The following is a 17,297-nucleotide window of genomic DNA, read 5'->3' as shown; positions in this document are numbered from 1 at the left end:
CGCCGCGCGCGCCTCGAGGCGCCGGATCCAGTCCTCGGAGAGGCCGCGCGCCCGGGCGCCGCGGAGCAGCACCTCGAGGTAGGCGGGGGACGGCGGCGCGTCGTTCGCGAGGCGACGGGAGTTGGCGGCGCGGTACGCGATCGCGGGGATGTGCGGCCCGCCCCCGACCGGCGAGAGCTGCACCTCGAACGCCTCGTAGAGCCCGGACACCGCCCCCTCCTTGTGATCGGCGAGGCCGCGCGACGCGCCGGGCATCGGCAGCGCGAGCCCCTCGACGAAGTCGCCGGGGGATCGCGCGAGGCTCGCCACGGCCCCGCCCCACGCACGGGACAGCACGTCGAACGCGAGGCGGTACCCCACGAGCCGCGCGCGCCGGGCGCCCTCGAAGGACGGCACCGCGTAGCCGTGCTCGTGGGCCCACGCGGCGAACGCCTCACCATCGAGCGACGAGCCGTACACGAACCAGACGAAGTCCGCGCCCGCGGTCGCCTCGTGCGCCTTGCCGAAGAGGGGGAGCTTCATGCGCCGGCGATCTATCGTGGAACGCGGCGGCGCGCCCGGGCCCGGGCGTGGCGCGTGGTGCTCTGCTCCACGTGCGCCGGTGCCGCACCTCGTCGCCCTTCGTCCGCACCTGGCGCAGCGGGAGAAGGGGCTGCCGCGGCGCGGTCGAGGGCGGCGCCCCTCGGCTCGGCGGAGCGGCCCTTCACGACGAGTACCCGTGCGTAGCGTAAACTCCCGATCGGCCGATCCGCGGACCCTCGCGCGGCTGCGACTGCGCTACGGCGCCCGGCCGCTCTCGCCCCGCTCGAGCCGATCCTTGAGATCGCGCACGCCCTGGCGGTCGTCGGACCAGAGGAGCCCGAGGTGGATCGTCCGCGGCGGCGCGCCGTCCTCGTCGACCACGTCGTAGAGCGCCTTGAGCCGCCAGCGCTCCTGCTCGCAGGCCTTCTTGATCTCGAACCGCACGTCCTTGCCGGTGCGCCGCAGCGACTCGAGCGCGGCGGCGGCTTCGTCGGGGAGCGACAGCACGGGCGCATGAGAGCATGGAGCGGCGGGCCCGGCCAAGGCCCTCGGCCCGTTCGCCTCCTCGCGCCCGCGCACCCGCCCGAGCGCCCGCTCGGCGATGGCGCCCCGGCCGCTCGTGGCCGGGGCGCCGTCCGCTGCTCCCACGGGTCAGTAGCTCGTGAGCTCCGTGCCCTTCGTGAACGTCCGGATCGCATTCGCGGCGGGCGAAACGAAGTCAGGCCGCATCATCTCGTTGTCCTCGTGGTCGATGATGTGGCAGTGCCAGACGTAGTTGTGCGTGCCGCCGCCCGACGGATCGAAGGCGAAGGTCGAGCTCTGTCCGTCGGTCGGCGACCACCGGACCATGATGCGCGTGACCATGCCCGGCGGCGCCTGGACGGTGTCCTTCCAGCCGCGCTCCTGCGTCGCGGCGGGCGCGGGTGCGGACGACAGGAACCGCGCGACGTCGGGGTTGCCGCCGACCACCGGGACGTTCGCCTTGACCGGGTAGGTCCGGGTGAACGCCTGCGGCTGGTACGTGAGCGGCGGGCCGAAGCCGGGGCAGTAGCCGGTCGCGTCCTTCGGCGTACAGGTCGTCGGGAAGGCCGCGCCGTACGCCGCGGAGTACTTGCCCACGTCGAACCGCTGCCGGTTGAGGATCTGGAACTGCACGAGGTGCAGGTGGATCGGGTGCGCATCGGCGGTGAGGTTCACGATCTCCCAGACCTCGACGGCCCCCTCGTTCGGGACCTCCGAGTATCGGAGCGGATCGTCGTCACGCTCGACGAAGTCGGCGCGCGCCGCGCCCATCGGGCCGGCGCCTGCCCACTTCGTGTTGTTCACGAGGATCTCGAGCGGGCCACCGGGATAGTTGGTGAGGAGGCCGTTGATGGGGTTCACGGCGGCCATCGGCATCCCCATCACCTCGTTGAGCGTGAGCTGGCGGACGAGGTCGGGCTTCACGGCCGGCGTCACGGCGCCCGCCGCGACGAGCCGCTGCATGGGCGGCCGCAGCGCGCCGTCCTTCGCGGGGTCGTAGCTCGCGTCCGCCACCGCCGCGCCGATCCTGAGCTGCAGGATCTGCCCGACCGTCGCGCCGTTGGGCGTGGCGCCGCCGGGATAGGGCGTCTTCGCCGTGTTGCGCAGGAACAACGTCTGGCCGGCGTAGGCCGTGAAGTCGATGATCATCTCGTAGCGCTCGCCCGGCATGATCACGAGCTTCGTCGGGCTCGGCTTCGCCGCGTTGGGATCGATGAGCGCCGGCGCGTCGAGCAGCCCGCCGTCATTGCCGATCACCCATAGCGGCGGCCCGTTCACCTTCGTCGCCGGGTTCGTGAGGAAGAGCTCGTAGGTGCGCGCGTTGGACCCGTTCAGGAAGAGGAAGCGGTACCGCTTCGCCTGGAGGTCGAGGCGCGGCCACACCTTCCCGTTCACCGCGATGACGTCACCCACGAACTCGGGGTTCCAGTACGGGTGCTCGGGGTTGAGCGCCCAGCCCGGGCTCGCCAGCGCCGGGTTGAAGCCGTTCAGCCCGGCGGTGAAGAAGAGCTGACCGTTCGTGTCGAACATGCGGTCCTGGATCACGAGCGGGATCACGTCGGAGACCGGCTGGAGGTTCGGCGCGAGGTTCGCCTCGGGGTCCAGCAGGTAGTACCCGCCCGCGAGGCCGGCGTAGACGTTGAGGCGCGTGGCGCCGAGCGTGTGATCGTGGAACCAGAGCGGGGCACCCTCCTGCACGTTGGGGTACGTGTAGACGGCCTGGCCCGGCGTCACGTCACCCTTGGTGTAGTACTTGGGGCCGAAGAGAGCCGCGCCCTCGCTCGTGAACCACGAGTCCGGAGAGCCGTCCACCTCTGCCGGAACCTCGCCGCCGTGCAGGTGCGCGACCGCGGCGATCGGCCCGCCGTAGTTCCAGGCGCACGGATCGGCCTGGGGTGGGTACATCACCCCGACGCCGTTCACCGTCCAGCTCCCCATCGCCGCCGTCATCATGCAGCCGAGCTCGAGCGGATCGGCCCAGTGCAGCGTCTGGTCGGTGCTCGTCTTGTACGCGAGCACGTTCGTCGACGCTGCGTCGCCGAGCGCGTTCACGTAGGTGACCTCGGTAGGCACCCCGCGCTGGGCGAGGATCACCGGGCCGATGTACGTGTCGAGCGGCAGCGTCGAATCCTTCGTGTAGTCCGGACACGGACCGGCGATGTACGCCCAGGCCCACGTCGCAGGCTTCACGTTCGGTGCGAACGTGCCTGCCGGCAGCGCGTTCACCTTCACCTCGCACATGTGCAGCGTCAGCTGGCCCGGCGCCGGCGTCGTCCCTGGGACGAAGCCGAGGAGCGTGTTGATCGTTCCCCCCTGACCTGCGAGCCGCGGGAGCGCCTCCTTCCACTTCGGGATCGCGCTCCCGGGCAGCATCGTCTGCGTCTGACCGTACCCGGCGCTCGTCCACACCGCCGCCAGCAAGGCCGCGCCGGTGCGGAGCCACCTCTCCACTCGCCTCGTCGTCTTCATGTCCCCCTCCTGCCGACCGTTCGTCGACGCTAGGTGGACGTGCGCAGCGACGTATGCCTCCCGAGGACGCTACGCGGGAACCCCTAGCCCAGGGGTCGAGGTGCCGGCCGTGCGATACGCCAGGGGTTTCGCGGGCGTTTGGAGAATCGGTCGAGCGAGGTCCGCTCGAAGAGGGGTTCCAGCGGACGGCAGGACGACCCACGAGAGTGCGAGCGCCGGCAGGGACGGAACCCGAGGCGACGTCAGTCGGTGGCGGCCGCCTGCGCGAAGACATGGGGTGACGCTCCGTGAATGCCACCTCACGAGGTTCGAGTCGAAGCCGGCCGAGGTCACCGTGGCGCGCCGCCTGGGCGGGACCTCACGTCCTCGGCGGGCCACGATGGACGGGGACAAGGTACGGGGAGCGGTGCCGTCCGCCAGACGCCGCCGGCAACGCGGGGCTGCGGGCGCTGGCTGCACATGGGCGACGGTGCCGAGGCCGACCGCGTTGCATTGCGGTCCGTGGGTCGGGGCGGTGCCTACCGAGTCCAGTGGCCCGCCTGCGGGCGCGAGGCCCCGCCACGGAGGGCGGCGCGCTGCGGGCGGGTGAGTGGAAGGCTTGCCGCGCTCGAGCTCGAGGGTTGAGGTCGCGGTCGCGGTCGGCCGCAACCCGCTGACCAGACTGGCGTTCGTGTCGCATGTAGGCCGAAAACTTGCGGCCCCCCGGCCCTCTGCCATCCTCCAACATCGGGCGATACCGCCCGGAAGCGCGGCGGCCGTGTGCGGCGGTCCCGCGACCGGGCGCTGGGGAGCGGCGGTGGCGCGGGGTCCGAACCGGCGGCGCGTGGACAGGGTTCCGGGGGAGCGGCGGCGCAAGGCCGCGGCGGCCCTCCGCTTCGCGTTTCCGTTCGCCGTGCTCGCCCTCTGCCTGGCCGGCGTCGGCCTGGGCGTCTGGCGCGTCGCGGTCGTGGGCAGCCTGCTGCGCATCGACGAGATCCGCTTCGAAGGCCTGTCCCGCGCGACCGCGCAGGAGCTGCTCGAGCTCTCGCCGGTCGCCGTGGGAGACCACCTGCTCGCGGTCGATCCCGACGTCGTGGCGGCGGCGCTGCGGCGCCATCCGTGGATCGCGTCGGTGGAGGTCCGGCGGCGGTTCCCTGCGGCGCTCGAGGTCGCGGTGGTGGAGCGGCGCGCGCGGGCGCTCGTGGATCTCGGGGCGCTCTACCTCGTGGACGAGCGGGGCGAGGTGTTCAAGCGGGCGACGCCAGGAGACGGGCTCGACCTGCCGGTGGTGACGGGCATCGGGCGCGACGAGTGGGTCGAGCACCGGGACGAGGTCGAGCCGCGCCTCGCGGGTGCGCTCGCCCTCGTCGATCGCTGGGCGGAGCGCGGCCTCGATCGCCGCGCGCCCATCTCGGAGATCCACCTCGACGCGGACTACGGGACGACGCTGTGGGCCGGCGACGAGGGCGTCGAGATCCGGCTCGGACAGGGAGAGCTTCCCGAGAAGCTCTCGCGGCTGGAGCGCGTGCTCGCGGCGGTCGACGCCGAGGGACAGCGCGCAGAGGTGCTGCATCTCGACAACCGGCGGCGCCCGGACTGGGTGGCCGTGCGGCTGTCGCGCGCGAAGGGCTCGCCTGAGCAGGCGGCCCCCTAGCGCGGGGTGAGCTTCGGCTCGCGGCGCGGCCGGTGGTCGGCGCGGCGCGGGTGGTGGTGGCGGTGGTGGCGGTCCGAGAGGGCCGCAGGTGGGCGAAGCGCGACGGCGCCAACTCGCCCGGAGGTGGTCATGGCGAAAACCGGGGACATCCTCGTCGGCCTGGACATCGGCACGACGAAGATCTGCGCCATCGTCGGCGAGGTGACCGACGACGGCATCGACATCATCGGCATCGGCTCGCACCCGTCGAAGGGGCTGCGCAAGGGCGTGGTCGTCAACATCGACGCCACGGTCGCCTCGATCAAGCGCGCGATCGAGGAGGCCGAGCACATGGCGGGCTGCGAGATCAGCACCGTCTACACCGGGATCGCCGGCGGCCACATCAAGGCGTTCCCGTCGCACGGCGTCGTGGCGGTGAAGGACAAGGAGGTCCGCCAGCAGGACGTCGACCGCGTCATCGATCAGGCGAAGGCGGTCGCGATCCCGCTCGACCGCGAGGTGATCCACGTCCTGCCGCAGGAGTACGTGGTCGACGACCAGGACGGGGTGAAGGAGCCGGTCGGGATGAGCGGCGTGCGCCTCGAGGCGAAGGCGCTCATCGTCACGGGCGCGGTCTCCTCCGCGCAGAACATCGTGAAGTGCGCGCAGCGCACCGGCCTGAACGTCGCCGACATCGTGCTGCAGCCGCTCGCGTCGTCGCTCGCCACCCTCTCGGACGACGAGAAGGAGCTCGGGGTGTGCCTCGTCGACATCGGCGGCGGCACGACCGACATCGCGGTCTTCCACAACGGCGCGATCCAGCACACCGCCGTCATCTCCCTCGGCGGCAACCACCTCACGAACGACGTGGCGGTCGGGCTCCGCACCCCCACGCACGAGGCGGAGCGGATCAAGAAGCAGTACGGCTGCGCGATGGGCTCGATGGTCGACAAGTCGGAGACCATCGAGGTGCCGAGCGTGGGCGGCGGCCAGCCGCGCGTCCTCTCCCGCCACATCCTCGCCGAGATCGTGGAGCCGCGCGTCGAGGAGATCTTCATGCTCGTCCAGCACGAGCTGCAGAAGTGCGGGATGGAGGAGATCCTCGCCTCCGGCATCGTCATCACCGGCGGCTCGACGCTCCTCGCCGGCATGACCGAGATGGCCGAGGAGGTGCTCGGCCTGCCGGTGCGCAAGGGGATGCCGCGCGGCATCGGCGGCCTCGTCGACGTGGTGAAGAGCCCGATGTACGCGACCGCGGTGGGTCTCGTGATCTACGGGGCCCAGCAGCAGGACCTCTCCCCGTACTTCAAGATCCGCGAGGAGAACGTGTACCGGAAGGTGAAGAACCGGATGAAGGAGTGGCTCGGGGAGATCTTCTAGCCCGCGGGGAGCCTGCCATGATCGAGTACACGGACAAGCAGGACGGCGCGCGAATCAAGGTGATCGGCGTCGGGGGCGGCGGCGGCAACGCGATCAACACGATGGTCGCGGGGCGCCTCGACGGCGTCGAGTTCATCGCCGCCAACACCGACGTGCAGGCGCTCGCGGCCAACAAGGCGAGCGTGAAGATCCAGCTCGGGCGGAGCGCGTCGCGCGGCCTCGGCGCGGGCGCGAACCCGGAGGTGGGACGCACCGCGGCGCTCGAGGAGCGCGATCAGATCGCTGCGGCGCTCGAGGGCGCCGACATGGTGTTCGTCACCGCCGGCATGGGCGGCGGCACCGGCACGGGCGGCGCTCCGGTCGTCGCGGACATCGCCAAGTCCACGGGGGCCCTCACCGTCGGCGTCGTGACGAAGCCGTTCCTCTTCGAGGGGAACAAGCGGCGCAAGCAGGCCGAGCAGGGGCTCGCCGAGCTCAAGGCGGCCGTGGACACGCTCATCGTCATCCCGAACCAGCGGCTGCTCTCGGTCGCGGGCGAGAACATGTCGCTCGCGGACGCGTTCAAGCGGGCCGACGAGGTGCTGCTCAACGCGGTGCAGGGCATCTCCGACCTCATCACCGTGCACGGCCTCGTGAACGTCGACTTCGCCGACGTGCGCACCATCATGAGCGAGCAGGGCCTCGCGCTCATGGGCACCGGCCGCTCCGCCGGCGATCGCCGCGCGGTCGAGGCGATGCAGGCCGCCATCAACTCGCCGCTCCTCGAGGACGTGACGCTCGACGGCGCCACGGGCCTCCTCGTGAACATCAGCGGCGGGCCCGAGCTCACCCTCTTCGAGGTGAACGAGGCGGTGTCGATGGCGCAGGCCGCGGCCGACCCGGACGCGAACATCATCTTCGGCTCGGTGATCAACGAGCACCTCGGCGACGAGGTGAAGATCACGGTCATCGCCACCGGCTTCCAGCAGCGCGAGGTGAAGCCCACCGCCCGCCCGGGCGCGCAGGTGCAGGTGCCCATGTCCGCGCCGATCGCGAAGGCGATGCCGCCGCCGCTGCCTCCCGAGGCGAAGAAGGATCCGATCCGGCTCGCGAGCCCGACCGTCCCCGCGACCGCGCCCGCCGTCGTGCGCACGCCGGTCTCGATCCGCCGCGAGCCGGCCGTCTACAAGCCGCTCGACGAGGACCAGTACGACATCCCGGCGTTCCTGCGCCGCGGGGGCCGGGACTAGCCGCCCGCCGCCCGGCCCGTCCTCGTTCCGTCTCCCACGCGGCCGCCCTCCGGGGCGGCCGTTCTCTTTCGCCCCGGGCAGGGCCGGCGACCGGAACTGACGATCCGCCTAGAACAGGAGCCGGCTCACGTTCACGTCGACGCGGACCGTGGCGGTGATGTCGACCGTGGTGTCCACCGTGGGCGGCGCGCCGGTCGCCTCTACGCCCAGCGTCGGGGACTCGCCGGTGAGGTACGGCTTCAGATCGACGTCGCCGTGCACGTCGAGGTCGAGCGCGCGCGTCCCGGCCGGCAGCGTCCGGATCCCGTGCTTCTCGGCGACGACGACGTCGGGCAGGCCGACGGCCCGCGCTCGCAGGACGACGTCGTCGAGCCAGGTCTCGAGGCTCGCGCCGTCCCGCACCTCGAGGTGCAGCCTGCGCGGGTGCGCGGAGTCGATGTCGCCCGGATCGATCCCCTGGGCGCGGAGCGCCTCCTTCCCGCCGAGGTCGATCGCCGCGATCCCGCCGATGGTCCCGGAGGGGCCGCCGCCGGGGGTCCCCGGGATGGTGAGCGTCGCGGAGCGCGTGAAGTCCACGTCGTCGAGCCGCCCGCAGGCGGTCGCGGCGAGGAGGAGCGCGAGCGTGGTCCTGGACATGTCTCCAAGCTAGGGACGGGCCGGAGGACGGCGTCGCGGCCCAGCGGGGCGGTCGGCTCGCGCGGGGCGCCGGCGTCCTCCCGGCCGGCCCGCTAGCCCGCGACCGGCTCGGGCGGTTCCTGCGGGACCGGCGCGTCCGGGAGGTCCGGCGCGGGCACGCCCGCGAGGCCCAGCCGGTCTGCGATCGGGATCTGCGCGCGGATGACGAGCGCGACGAGCTCCGGCAACGGCGCCCCGATCTCCTCGGCGCCGCGCCGGATGTACTCGCGGTCCACCGAGCGCGCGAACGCCTTGTCCTTCATCTTCTTCACCACCGACTCGGGCGGCAGGTCGACGACGCTCCTCGACGGCCGCACGAGCGCGCAGGCGCCGACGAACCCGGTGAGCTCGTCCGCCGCGACGATGGCCCGCTCCATGGGCGTCTCGCGCGGCACGCCCGTGTAGAACGCGTGCGCCCCCACCGCCTTCACGACGGCCTCCGGCCAGCCGCGCGCGCGGAGGATCTCCATGCCGCGGAAGACGTGGTCCGCCTCGGTCGGCCAGCGCTCGTAGTCGAAGTCGTGCAGGAGGCCGACGAGGCCCCACGTCTCGAGCTCGTCCGGATCCGCGACGCCCGCGCGCCGCGCGAGCGCCCGCATCGAGGCCTCGACCGCCAGCGCGTGGCGCCGCAGCGGCTGCGTCTTCGTGTACTCGCAGAGGAGCGACCAGGCGTCGGCGCGGCGGGAGGAGGACATGCCGGGATGATAGCGCCCCGGCGTTCCGCGCACTCGCCCGGCGATCCGTCGTGTGGCTCGCCGACCCCGCGGGCGACGAGGACGTGGCGCTCGGGCGCCGCCTCGCCTCCCGCAGGGGTGCGGCGGCTCAGCCGCGCGCGAGGCGCGGCGCGAGGAAGCGCAGCGACACGTCGTACCGGTAGTTGATGCCCATGTGGCCATCCTCGAACTCCTCGTGGACGACCTCCACGCCGCCCGCCCGCAGGGCCTCGACCACCATGCGGGCGCCCCAGCGCAGGTGGAACTCGTCGCGCGTCCCGCAGTCGACGAACACGCTCGCGAGCCGGCGGTAGGCCTCGAGCGCCCGCGGCGCGAAGCGGACCGGGTCGTGCTCGAGCCAGCGCGCCCAGACGTCCTCGCGGACGCGGCCGGAGGGCAGCTCGAACGGCAGCGCGAGCCCGAGCGGCGCGCGCGGGTCGGGTCCGTAGTGCGCCGCCATCGCGAGGACGTTCAGGACCGGGTGATCGCCGCCACCGAGCTTCGTCTCGGCCGCGCGGCGCTTCGCGTCGGCGAGCCACGCCGACGCGTCCGGCGCCGTCGCGAGCGCCGCCGCCGCCTTCGGGAGGTCGGGCAGGTAGCAGTACTCGAAGTAGGCATCCCCGGCGTGGCAGGCGAGGTGGGCGAACACGTCGGGCCGGTCGCGGCCCATGACGAGCGCGCCGTAGCCGCCCGAGCTCTTCCCCACGATCGCGCGCCCCTCGCGGCGCGGGACGGTGCCGAGCGCGGCGTCGACGTGCGCGACGACATCCTCCGCCACGTAGTCCTGGTAGCGGCCCACGGCGGGCGCGTTCGTCCATTGCGTGCCGCCGAGCGCGGTCATCCCGTCCGGGAACACGCCCACGACCGGCGGGATCGCGCCGGTCGCGACGAGCGCGTCGAGCCGCTCGGGGACCGTCGGCGCGAACACCGAGGTGTTCGTCCAGCCGCGCGCGCTCCCGGTGAAGCCATGCAGGAAGTAGATCGCCGGGAGCGGCGCCGCCCCGTGGCCGGGCGGCAGGTAGACGAGCACGAGCCGGCGGGCGGGATCCCCGAGCGCGTTCCCCGCGAGCGCGCCCGACTCCACCTCGAGCTCGATCAGCTTCCCGTGCATGCCTGCCCTCCCTCGCGGTCGCGCTCGTCGAAGGGGTACTCCGCGCCCGCCCCGCCCGCAACCGCGAACGAGGAACGGCCGCCCAGGGGCGGCCGTTCCGGTGAAGCGGCGACTTCGACGAGCAGGGGCTACAGGTCGAACCGGCCGCGGACGCCGACGTGGATCCACTCGTGCGCGTCCTTGTTCGTGAAGTCGGACGTCATCGAGGTGCCGCCGCTCGTGGAGATCTTCCCCTCGCCGTAGCGGCCGATGCTGAACATCACATACGGCCCGAACGCGAACTGCGGGGAGGCGAGGTAGTCGCCGCCGAGCTGGAGGTTCAGGATCTCCCACCCGGAGAGCGTGACCTCGACGTTCTCGCCGCCGCCCTCCGCCTTCACCTTGTTCCGCTCCCAGCCGGTGCCGACGCCCGCCCAGGGCTGGAACTGCCCCGTCGTCGAGAACGCGTACGTCGCCTGCACGCCGAGCCGGAGCACGCCGCCGGAGCAGTCCACCCCGTCGAGGTCGCAGAGCCTCGTCCCCTCGAGGTCCAGCTGCGGCTGGCTGAAGCCGTAGGACGCGTAGCCGCCGAGGGAGAGCTGCGGGTTGAGCCGGAACATCACGTCGAGCTGCAGCGGGATCTGGCTCTTCGTCCAGTCGCTCATCTTCACGCTGCTGTCGGCCGTGTCACTGCCGGTCTTGCCCATCGACGGCGCGAAGCCGAGCCTGGCGCCGATGGAGACCTGGGCGGACGCCGCGACCGGGAGGGCGAGGGCCGCGAGCACGGCGAGGAACGTGTTCTTGCGCATGGGTTCGTTGACTCCGGGTTCGAGATCCGAGCGAGACTGCCCGCCCCCGAACGCGGCCGCAAGGGAGGGGATGGCGCACAGTGAACGTGGAGCGGGGAGCGACGGCACCGGGCGGCGACGGCGCGCCGAGGCGCGCGTCCCGCAGGCGTGGGACGCGGCGTCAGCTCCCGCGCGCGAGCACCACGCTGCAGCGCGCGGCGAGCTCGGTCGTGCGGGCGAGGAGCGCCTGCGCCTCCTCGTAGAGGGCGGTGGCGTCCCCGTCGCCGCCGGGATCCGGCAGCTCGCCGATCTTGTCGAGCAGGTCGGAGACGCGCAGGAGGTGCTGGTGCGCGAGGAGGAGGTCGCGGCCGAGCCGCGCGCCCTGGCGCGTGAAGATGAGGCCGGTCTGGAAGAGCCGACCGAGGGCGCCGCGGTTCACGTCGGTGACGGTGCGGCAGCGCGCCTGGAAGTCCCTGAGCCGCCGCGCCTCGCGCGCTCGCGCGAAGTCCACGATTCGTGAACGTCGGCGCTGCGGGTGCGGGCGGGGGGCCGGAGCCATCGTGCGGGGAGAGATCGTAGGCGCGCGGCGCGGGCGCGGTCAACGCCGCACCTCGCTTGACACCGACGCTCACCACCCGAACGCGGTCCGGCGTTCCCGGTGTGACGCCACGATCACCCGAGCGCGGCGACCACGAGCTCCTGCACCTTCGCGAGCGCCTTCTCGAGGCCGGCCGGGTCCGACCCGCCCGCCTGCGCCAGGTCCGGCTTGCCGCCGCCCGAGCCCCCGACGAGCTTCGCCGCCTCCTTCACGAGGTCGCCGGCCTTGAGCTTCGCGGTGAGATCCTTCGTGACCGCGACGAGCAGGATCGCCTTGCCGTCCTGCTCCGCGCCGAGCGCGACGACGCCCCTCCCGATCCGGTCGCGCAGCTTGTCCGCGAGCTCGCGCAGGCTCTTGCCGTCGCCCTGCACGCGCACGGCGAGGACCTTCGCGCCGTTCACCTCGCGCGCCTGGGCGGCGAGATCGCCCGACTGCGCCGCGGCGATCTTGCCCTTCGCGTCGTCGAGGGCGCGCTCGAGCTCCTTCACGCGCCGCTGGCTCTGCTCGATCTTCTGCGCGACCTCGAAGGCGCCCGCCTTGAGGAGCGCCGCGGCGCGCCGGAGCTCGTCGGCCTCGCGCTGGGAGAGCTCGACCGCCTTCGGCCCGGTGTACGCCACGATGCGTCGCACGCCCGCGGCGATCGACTCCTCGCTCGCGATCTTGAAGAAGGCGATGTCGCCGGTCCGGCGCACGTGCGTCCCGCCGCAGAGCTCCTTGGAGGGCCCGAGGCGGACGACGCGGACGACGTCGCCGTACTTCTCGCCGAAGATCATCATCGCGCCGGACTGGCGCGCGTCCTCGAGCTTCAGCACCGCGGTCTCCGTCTCCGCGTTCTCGCGCACGAGGTCGTTCACCCGCCGCTCGATGGCGAAGAGCTCATCCTCGGAGAGCGGCTGGAAGTGCGAGAAGTCGAAGCGCAGGTAGTCCGGCGCCACGATCGAGCCGGCCTGCTTCACGTGCTCCCCGAGCGTCTCGCGCAGCGCGAGCTGGAGGAGATGCGTCGCCGAGTGGTTCGCGCGGATGAGGTCGCGGCGCCGGTCGTCGACGGCGAGCTCCACGACGTCGCCCACCGCGAGCGCGCCCTCCTCGACGACGCCGGCGTGGGCGACGAGCCCGGGCACCGGCCGGCGCGTGTCCTCCACCCGGACGCGCACGCCCGGCGCCGAGATCGTGCCGTGGTCGCCGACCTGACCGCCGGACTCGCCGTAGAACGGCGTCGCGGCGGTCACCACCTCGACCCGGTCCCCCTTCTCCGCCTTCGCGACGCGCGCGCCGTTCGCGATGAGCGCCTTCACCTCGGCCCGCGCCGTGGGCGCCTCGTAGCCGAGGAAGCGGGTCTCGCCGAGCTCGCCCGCGATCTGCTTGTGCAGATCCCCGACCGCCTGCTCCCCCGAGCCCTTCCACTCCGAGCGGGCGCGCTGCTCGGCCATGTGCCGGTCGAAGCCCTGCTCGTCCACGTCGAAGCCGCGCTCCGCCGCGATGACGCGGGTCAGGTCGAGCGGGAAGCCGAACGTGTCGTAGAGCTGGAACGCGACCTTGCCCTCGATGACCGGCCGCGTGCGCTCCGGCGGCGGCGTCGCGGGCTTGCCGAGGTGCGTCTCGGGTGCCGTGAGCTTGCGCATCTCGGCCTCGAGGATCGCGAGGCCCTTGTCGAGCGTGCGCCGGAACGACTCCTCCTCCTGCCCCGCCACCTTGGTGATGAACGCGCGGTTCTCGCGCGTCTCGGGGTACGCCTCGCCCATCTCCTCCATCACCGCCTCGCAGACGTCCGCGAGGAAAGGCTTCTCGAGGCCGAGCCGCTTCCCGTGCCGGATCGCGCGCCGCATGATGCGGCGGAGCACGTAGCCGCGCCCCTCGTTGGCGGGCAGGACGCCGTCGCCGACGAGGAAGGTGGTCGCGCGGGCGTGATCGGCGATGACGCGCATCGAGACGTCGTCGTCGGCGTCGGTCGCGCCGTAGCGCTTGCCGGCGAGCTTCTCGATCGCGCGAATGATGCTCCGGAAGATGTCGGTGTCGTAGTTGGAGCGCTTGCCCTGCGCGACCGCCGCCATGCGCTCGAGGCCGGCGCCGGTGTCGATCGAGGGCTTCGGCAGCGGGGTGAGGCCGCCGTCCGCGCCGCGCTCGAACTGCATGAACACGAGGTTCCAGATCTCGAGCCAGCGGTCGCAGTCGCAGGCGACGCCCTGGCACGCGCGGCCGGCCTTCTCCTCGGCGCAGGGGATGTCGTTCCCCTGGAAGAAATGGAGCTCGGAGCACGGGCCGCAGGGCCCGGTGTCGCCCATGGCCCAGAAGTTGTCCTTCGCGCCGAGCTTGTGGATCCGCTCCGGCGGGACGCCCTGCGCCTTCCAGAGGTCGTAGGCCTCCTCGTCCCAGGGCAGGGTCCCCTCACCCGCGAAGACGGTGGCGGCGAGCCGGTCCTTCGGGATCGCGAGCCAGCGGTCGGAGGTGACGAGCTCCCACGCCCAGGCGATCGCGTCCTGCTTGAAGTAGTCGCCGAACGAGAAGTTCCCGAGCATCTCGAAGAACGTGTGATGACGGGCCGTGAACCCGACGTTCTCGAGGTCGTTGTGCTTGCCGCCGGCCCGGACGCACTTCTGCGCGGTGGTCGCCCGGGAGTAGTCGCGCTTCTCTCGGCCGGTGAAGACGTCCTTGAACTGGTTCATCCCGGCGTTCGTGAAGAGGAGCGTCGGGTCGTTCTGCGGGACGAGCGAGGAGCTGGGGACGCGGCGGTGCCCCTTCTCCTCGAAGAAGCGGAGGAACAGCTCGCGGATCTGGGCGGCGGTCTTCATGGCGGAGAGCGTTTTTTAACAGAGGGTTTGGCGCCTGGCTACCGGCCGGAGGGCCGCTGCGGACCCGGGAGGACCACCCGCCAGCGCCCGTCCTCGCGCACCATCTCGACCTCCTCCGGTCCGGCCGCGCCCTCGACCTCCACCGCGAGCACCGCCGCGTCGCGCGACTCGCGCCGCACGGTCACCGAGGCGACCCGGCCCGCCGTGGGCGCGAGATCGCCGAGCACGAGCTCGCGGGCGGTCGCGGGCAGCACGCCGGGCGCGGCGCGCGCCCCGACCTCCTTCGCCCGCTCCTCGAGCCGGGCGCGCGAGCGCTCCGAGAGCATGCTCCAGACGGTGTCGGTGTCGCCGGCCCGCGCGGCGGCCGCGAAGACGCGGTAGCGGTCGGCTGGCCCCTCGGGCCGACGGCAGGCGATGGAGAGGAGGACGAGCAGGGTGGCACCGAGCGCCCTCTTCGCGAGTCGAGCTGTCATCTCCGCAGCATAGCCGCACGCCGCGCTCGTCCGGGCACTCAGGGCGCGGTGCCGGGCGGGGGCACGCCGCGCGGAGCGGGGGGCGGGCTTGGACTCGCGACGCGCGCCTCGGCCGCTCCTCGCTCAGCCGGAGTCCACATATTTGGTCCCGGCGGCGGCCCTGCGTCGATTCCCGCACGCTTGCCCGGACCTTCGGGTGGGGCTCGCCGGCCGATGAACCCGCGCACAGCTTTGCGCACCAGGAGGGGGAGAAGAATGCAGATCCGCAAGATGGCGCTGGCGTTGCCGCTCGCGTTCGGCGTCGCCTGCTCGACGTCCCACGCGAACCGCACGGCCCGGACCGAGGGGACCGCCGGCAGCACCGCAACTGCTCAGACCGGCACGTACGGCACTCCGGGATCCAGCACGGCGGCCGGCAGCTCGGACATCAAGGGCCACGACAGCGACAAGGTCCTGATGGGCAAGGTCGCGGAGGTCTCCTCGAGCTCGCTCTCGATCCAGTCCGACATGGGCGACAGCAGGACGCTGCAGGTCGTCCCCGAGACGATCGTCACCGTCGATGGGCGCGAGGGCCACATCTCCGACATCCAGCAGGGCCAGGAAGTCCGCGCGAGCTTCAACGAGCAGGACGGCAAGCAGGTCGCGGTGAGGGTCGAGGCGGGCCGGCCGGCCGGCGACATGGGCGGCCACATGGGAAGTGACACCAGCACCCCCGCGGCCCCCGGCACGGGCTCGGGCACGACCGGCACCGGCACCGGCACGCCGACCGACATGGGCGCGCCGGGCTCCAGCCCCTCCGGCAGCAGCTCCACGTCCGACACCGGCACGAGCAGCGGCTCGACGGGCACGTCCGGCACCGGCACGGGCGGCGGCTACGACACCTCCGGCACGCGTTGAGCCAACGGGGGCTGCGCCCCCGCCCCCCCCCCCCCCCCGCCCCCCCGCCCCGGCGCGCTCGCTTCGCTCGCGAGTCGGGGTCCCGATCCGCGCGCGCACGGCCCGCGATCCGGCCAGCCGCGCACGCACGGCCTGCGGTTCCCGTCGTTCAGCGCGGCTTGCGCATCCGGAGCCGCCACACCGGCTGACCGGTCTCGAGGTAGCGCTTCTCGCGCGTGGAGGGAATCTCGTCCGGCGGCCGCGGCGCGAAGGCGCCCGCACCTGCTTCGTTCGAGAACCCCGCCTCCTCGAGCCGCACCACCGCCTCCCGGGCGTAGCGCTCGACGTCGGTGCGGAAGTCGAGCAGCCCGCCGGGCGCGAGGAGCCCGAGGATCAAGGTCGACATGCGGTCGTCGACGAGCCGTCGGCGCACGTGGCGGCGCTTCCACCAGGGATCCGGGAAGTGGACGTGGATCGCGGCGAGGGATCCCGCGCGGAAGAGGCGCGGCGCGAGGATGCGCGCGTCGCCCTGGATGACGACGAGGTTCGCGTGTCCGCGCCGCTCGCCCTTCGCCCGGACCTCCTCGGCGAAGGCGCGCCGCTGCTCGATCGCGACGAGCGCCCGGTCCGGGTGCGCCTGCGCGAACCCGAGCGCGAACCCGCCGTGCCCGCAGCCGATCTCGAGCTCCAGCCGGGCCGCGGCAGGCCCGAGGCGGGCGGCCCAGTCGGGCGCGAGGTCGAGCGCGATGGGGGCGTCGTCGTCGTTCGAGAAGATCATGAGCGCGCCTGTTTAGCATGCTAAGAAACCCGCGTGATCCGCCGCGCGGCCCCGGCACTGCTCGTCGCCGTCGCGCTCGCCGCGGGGTGCCGGGGGTGTGGCTGCCGGGAGGCCGTACGCGGCGCCCCGCCGGAGCGGTTCCTTCCAGCGAGCGTGCAGGCGGCCGTCGTCGCGCCGGAGCTCTCGCGCGCCGCCTCGGACCTCGCCGCCCTCCACGCCACCGCAGCGACCCTCCCCGGCGCGGGCGAGCTCGCCGCCGCGCGCGGCGCGCTCACCTCCCAGCTCGGGTTCGATCCCCTCGACCGCGACGGCCTCGCCGCAGCCGGCCTCGACCCGCGCCGCGGCGGAGCGCTCGCGCTCGCCGGACCCGCCGGCGCCACGCCGCTCCTCGTGCTGCCCGTCGCAGACGCGGGCCGCGTCGAGGCGCTCCTCGCGCGCCTCGCCCGCGAGCGGCTCGGCGCCGCCCTCCGCAGTGACGCGTCGCACGGCGCCGAGTCCGTCGTCGTCCTGCGCCGCGCCGCCGCCGAGCCCGCCGCCCTCTCCTACGCGATCGTCGAGCGGACCGCCCTCGTCGCGCCCGGCCCGGACGGCCCCGCCGTGGTGGCGGAGGCGGCGGCAGTCACGCCGGGCACCGCGCTCGGCGCCACCGCGGCGTTCGGCGCGGCGCGGGCCGCCGCCGCGGAGGGCGCCGCCGCGCTCGTGTTCGTCCCGGGGGGCTCGCCGCTCCTCGCCGAGCTCCCGCAGGCGCGCGGCGGTCTCGGCCTCGGGCTCTCGGCCACGAAG

Annotated in this window: 15 protein-coding genes and 1 pseudogene; 5 read left to right on the top strand and 11 right to left on the bottom strand. The window is 73.2% G+C overall.

The window, feature by feature from the left end:
• The 3 genes from MNY62_RS23345 to MNY62_RS25600 form a co-directional block, all read right to left on the bottom strand.
• Window positions 1-522: gamma-glutamylcyclotransferase (locus tag MNY62_RS23345; protein WP_242346737.1), on the bottom strand; the 522-nt coding region annotated here is incomplete at its 3' end.
• A 255-nt stretch (window positions 523-777) separates the two neighbouring features.
• Window positions 778-1,029, bottom strand: coding sequence for a hypothetical protein (locus MNY62_RS23340; RefSeq protein ID WP_242345591.1), 252 nt, complete (start codon window positions 1,027-1,029; stop codon window positions 778-780).
• Window positions 1,030-1,173: 144 nt separating this feature from the next.
• Window positions 1,174-3,513, bottom strand: a complete 2,340-nt coding sequence (locus MNY62_RS25600; protein WP_279426693.1) for a multicopper oxidase domain-containing protein — start codon at window positions 3,511-3,513, stop codon at window positions 1,174-1,176.
• A gap of 823 nt (window positions 3,514-4,336) precedes the next feature.
• Here MNY62_RS25600 and MNY62_RS23325 point away from each other — a divergent pair.
• The 3 genes from MNY62_RS23325 to ftsZ all read left to right on the top strand — a co-directional run bounded on the left by MNY62_RS23325 (window position 4,337) and on the right by ftsZ (window position 7,734).
• Window positions 4,337-5,146: a cell division protein FtsQ/DivIB gene (locus tag MNY62_RS23325; RefSeq protein WP_242346736.1), complete on the top strand. Its 810-nt coding sequence runs from the start codon at window positions 4,337-4,339 to the stop codon at window positions 5,144-5,146.
• Between the two features lie 129 nt (window positions 5,147-5,275).
• The gene (gene ftsA, locus MNY62_RS23320; protein ID WP_242339185.1) at window positions 5,276-6,505 is read left to right on the top strand and encodes a cell division protein FtsA; all 1,230 of its coding nucleotides are present in this window, start codon (window positions 5,276-5,278) and stop codon (window positions 6,503-6,505) included.
• A gap of 17 nt (window positions 6,506-6,522) precedes the next feature.
• Window positions 6,523-7,734 (top strand): cell division protein FtsZ, encoded by a 1,212-nt coding sequence (gene ftsZ, locus MNY62_RS23315; protein ID WP_242346735.1) that lies wholly within the window; start codon window positions 6,523-6,525, stop codon window positions 7,732-7,734.
• A 108-nt stretch (window positions 7,735-7,842) separates the two neighbouring features.
• On the opposite strand, the gene MNY62_RS23310 is transcribed toward ftsZ, so the two are convergent.
• The 7 genes from MNY62_RS23310 to MNY62_RS23280 form a co-directional block, all read right to left on the bottom strand.
• Window positions 7,843-8,370 (bottom strand): hypothetical protein, encoded by a 528-nt coding sequence (locus MNY62_RS23310; protein ID WP_242346734.1) that lies wholly within the window; start codon window positions 8,368-8,370, stop codon window positions 7,843-7,845.
• 92 nt (window positions 8,371-8,462) lie between these two features.
• Complete coding sequence (locus MNY62_RS23305; RefSeq protein ID WP_242346733.1) at window positions 8,463-9,104, bottom strand: HDIG domain-containing metalloprotein; 642 nt, start codon at window positions 9,102-9,104, stop codon at window positions 8,463-8,465.
• A gap of 127 nt (window positions 9,105-9,231) precedes the next feature.
• Window positions 9,232-10,233, bottom strand: a complete 1,002-nt coding sequence (locus MNY62_RS23300) for an alpha/beta hydrolase (RefSeq protein ID WP_242346732.1) — start codon at window positions 10,231-10,233, stop codon at window positions 9,232-9,234.
• Window positions 10,234-10,361: 128 nt separating this feature from the next.
• Window positions 10,362-11,021 carry an outer membrane beta-barrel protein gene (locus MNY62_RS23295; RefSeq protein WP_242346731.1) on the bottom strand — a complete coding sequence of 220 codons (660 nt, stop codon included), beginning with the start codon at window positions 11,019-11,021 and terminating at the stop codon, window positions 10,362-10,364.
• 160 nt (window positions 11,022-11,181) lie between these two features.
• The gene (locus MNY62_RS23290; protein WP_242346730.1) at window positions 11,182-11,511 is read right to left on the bottom strand and encodes a hypothetical protein; all 330 of its coding nucleotides are present in this window, start codon (window positions 11,509-11,511) and stop codon (window positions 11,182-11,184) included.
• Between the two features lie 161 nt (window positions 11,512-11,672).
• Window positions 11,673-14,387: an alanine--tRNA ligase gene (gene alaS, locus MNY62_RS23285; RefSeq protein ID WP_242346729.1), complete on the bottom strand. Its 2,715-nt coding sequence runs from the start codon at window positions 14,385-14,387 to the stop codon at window positions 11,673-11,675.
• Between the two features lie 38 nt (window positions 14,388-14,425).
• Complete coding sequence (locus tag MNY62_RS23280) at window positions 14,426-14,860, bottom strand: hypothetical protein (RefSeq protein WP_242346728.1); 435 nt, start codon at window positions 14,858-14,860, stop codon at window positions 14,426-14,428.
• Window positions 14,861-15,115: 255 nt separating this feature from the next.
• Here MNY62_RS23280 and MNY62_RS23275 point away from each other — a divergent pair, with 255 nt between their 5' ends.
• A complete protein-coding gene (locus MNY62_RS23275) occupies window positions 15,116-15,757 on the top strand; it encodes a hypothetical protein (RefSeq protein ID WP_242346727.1) in 642 nt (213 codons plus the stop codon).
• A 148-nt stretch (window positions 15,758-15,905) separates the two neighbouring features.
• Here the strand turns inward: MNY62_RS23275 and trmB are convergent, their stop codons facing one another.
• On the bottom strand, window positions 15,906-16,514 hold the full coding sequence (trmB, locus tag MNY62_RS23270) for a tRNA (guanosine(46)-N7)-methyltransferase TrmB (protein WP_242346726.1): 609 nt from the start codon (window positions 16,512-16,514) through the stop codon (window positions 15,906-15,908).
• Window positions 16,515-16,547: 33 nt separating this feature from the next.
• Here trmB and MNY62_RS23265 point away from each other — a divergent pair.
• A pseudogene (locus MNY62_RS23265) lies at window positions 16,548-17,297 on the top strand (hypothetical protein); the annotation flags it as partial.

Origin of the sequence: Anaeromyxobacter terrae (assembly GCF_022690685.1) — a bacterium.
Taxonomy (GTDB): domain Bacteria; phylum Myxococcota; class Myxococcia; order Myxococcales; family Anaeromyxobacteraceae; genus Anaeromyxobacter; species Anaeromyxobacter terrae.
Note: the sequence above shows the minus strand (reverse complement) of the source record. Positions and strands in the feature narration are given on the sequence as shown.

Excerpts from the sequence above, each read along its gene's own strand:
- alaS (WP_242346729.1), bottom strand. The coding sequence starts at position 14,387 with ATGAAGACCGCCGCCCAGATCCGCGAGCTGTTCCTCCGCTTCTTCGAG.
- MNY62_RS23310 (WP_242346734.1), bottom strand. The coding sequence starts at position 8,370 with ATGTCCAGGACCACGCTCGCGCTCCTCCTCGCCGCGACCGCCTGCGGG.
- MNY62_RS23300 (WP_242346732.1), bottom strand. The coding sequence starts at position 10,233 with ATGCACGGGAAGCTGATCGAGCTCGAGGTGGAGTCGGGCGCGCTCGCG.
- trmB (WP_242346726.1), bottom strand. The coding sequence starts at position 16,514 with ATGATCTTCTCGAACGACGACGACGCCCCCATCGCGCTCGACCTCGCG.
- MNY62_RS23280 (WP_242346728.1), bottom strand. The coding sequence starts at position 14,860 with ATGACAGCTCGACTCGCGAAGAGGGCGCTCGGTGCCACCCTGCTCGTC.
- MNY62_RS23305 (WP_242346733.1), bottom strand. The coding sequence starts at position 9,104 with ATGTCCTCCTCCCGCCGCGCCGACGCCTGGTCGCTCCTCTGCGAGTAC.
- ftsZ (WP_242346735.1), top strand. The coding sequence starts at position 6,523 with ATGATCGAGTACACGGACAAGCAGGACGGCGCGCGAATCAAGGTGATC.
- MNY62_RS23295 (WP_242346731.1), bottom strand. The coding sequence starts at position 11,021 with ATGCGCAAGAACACGTTCCTCGCCGTGCTCGCGGCCCTCGCCCTCCCG.
- MNY62_RS25600 (WP_279426693.1), bottom strand. The coding sequence starts at position 3,513 with ATGAAGACGACGAGGCGAGTGGAGAGGTGGCTCCGCACCGGCGCGGCC.
- MNY62_RS23275 (WP_242346727.1), top strand. The coding sequence starts at position 15,116 with ATGCAGATCCGCAAGATGGCGCTGGCGTTGCCGCTCGCGTTCGGCGTC.
- ftsA (WP_242339185.1), top strand. The coding sequence starts at position 5,276 with ATGGCGAAAACCGGGGACATCCTCGTCGGCCTGGACATCGGCACGACG.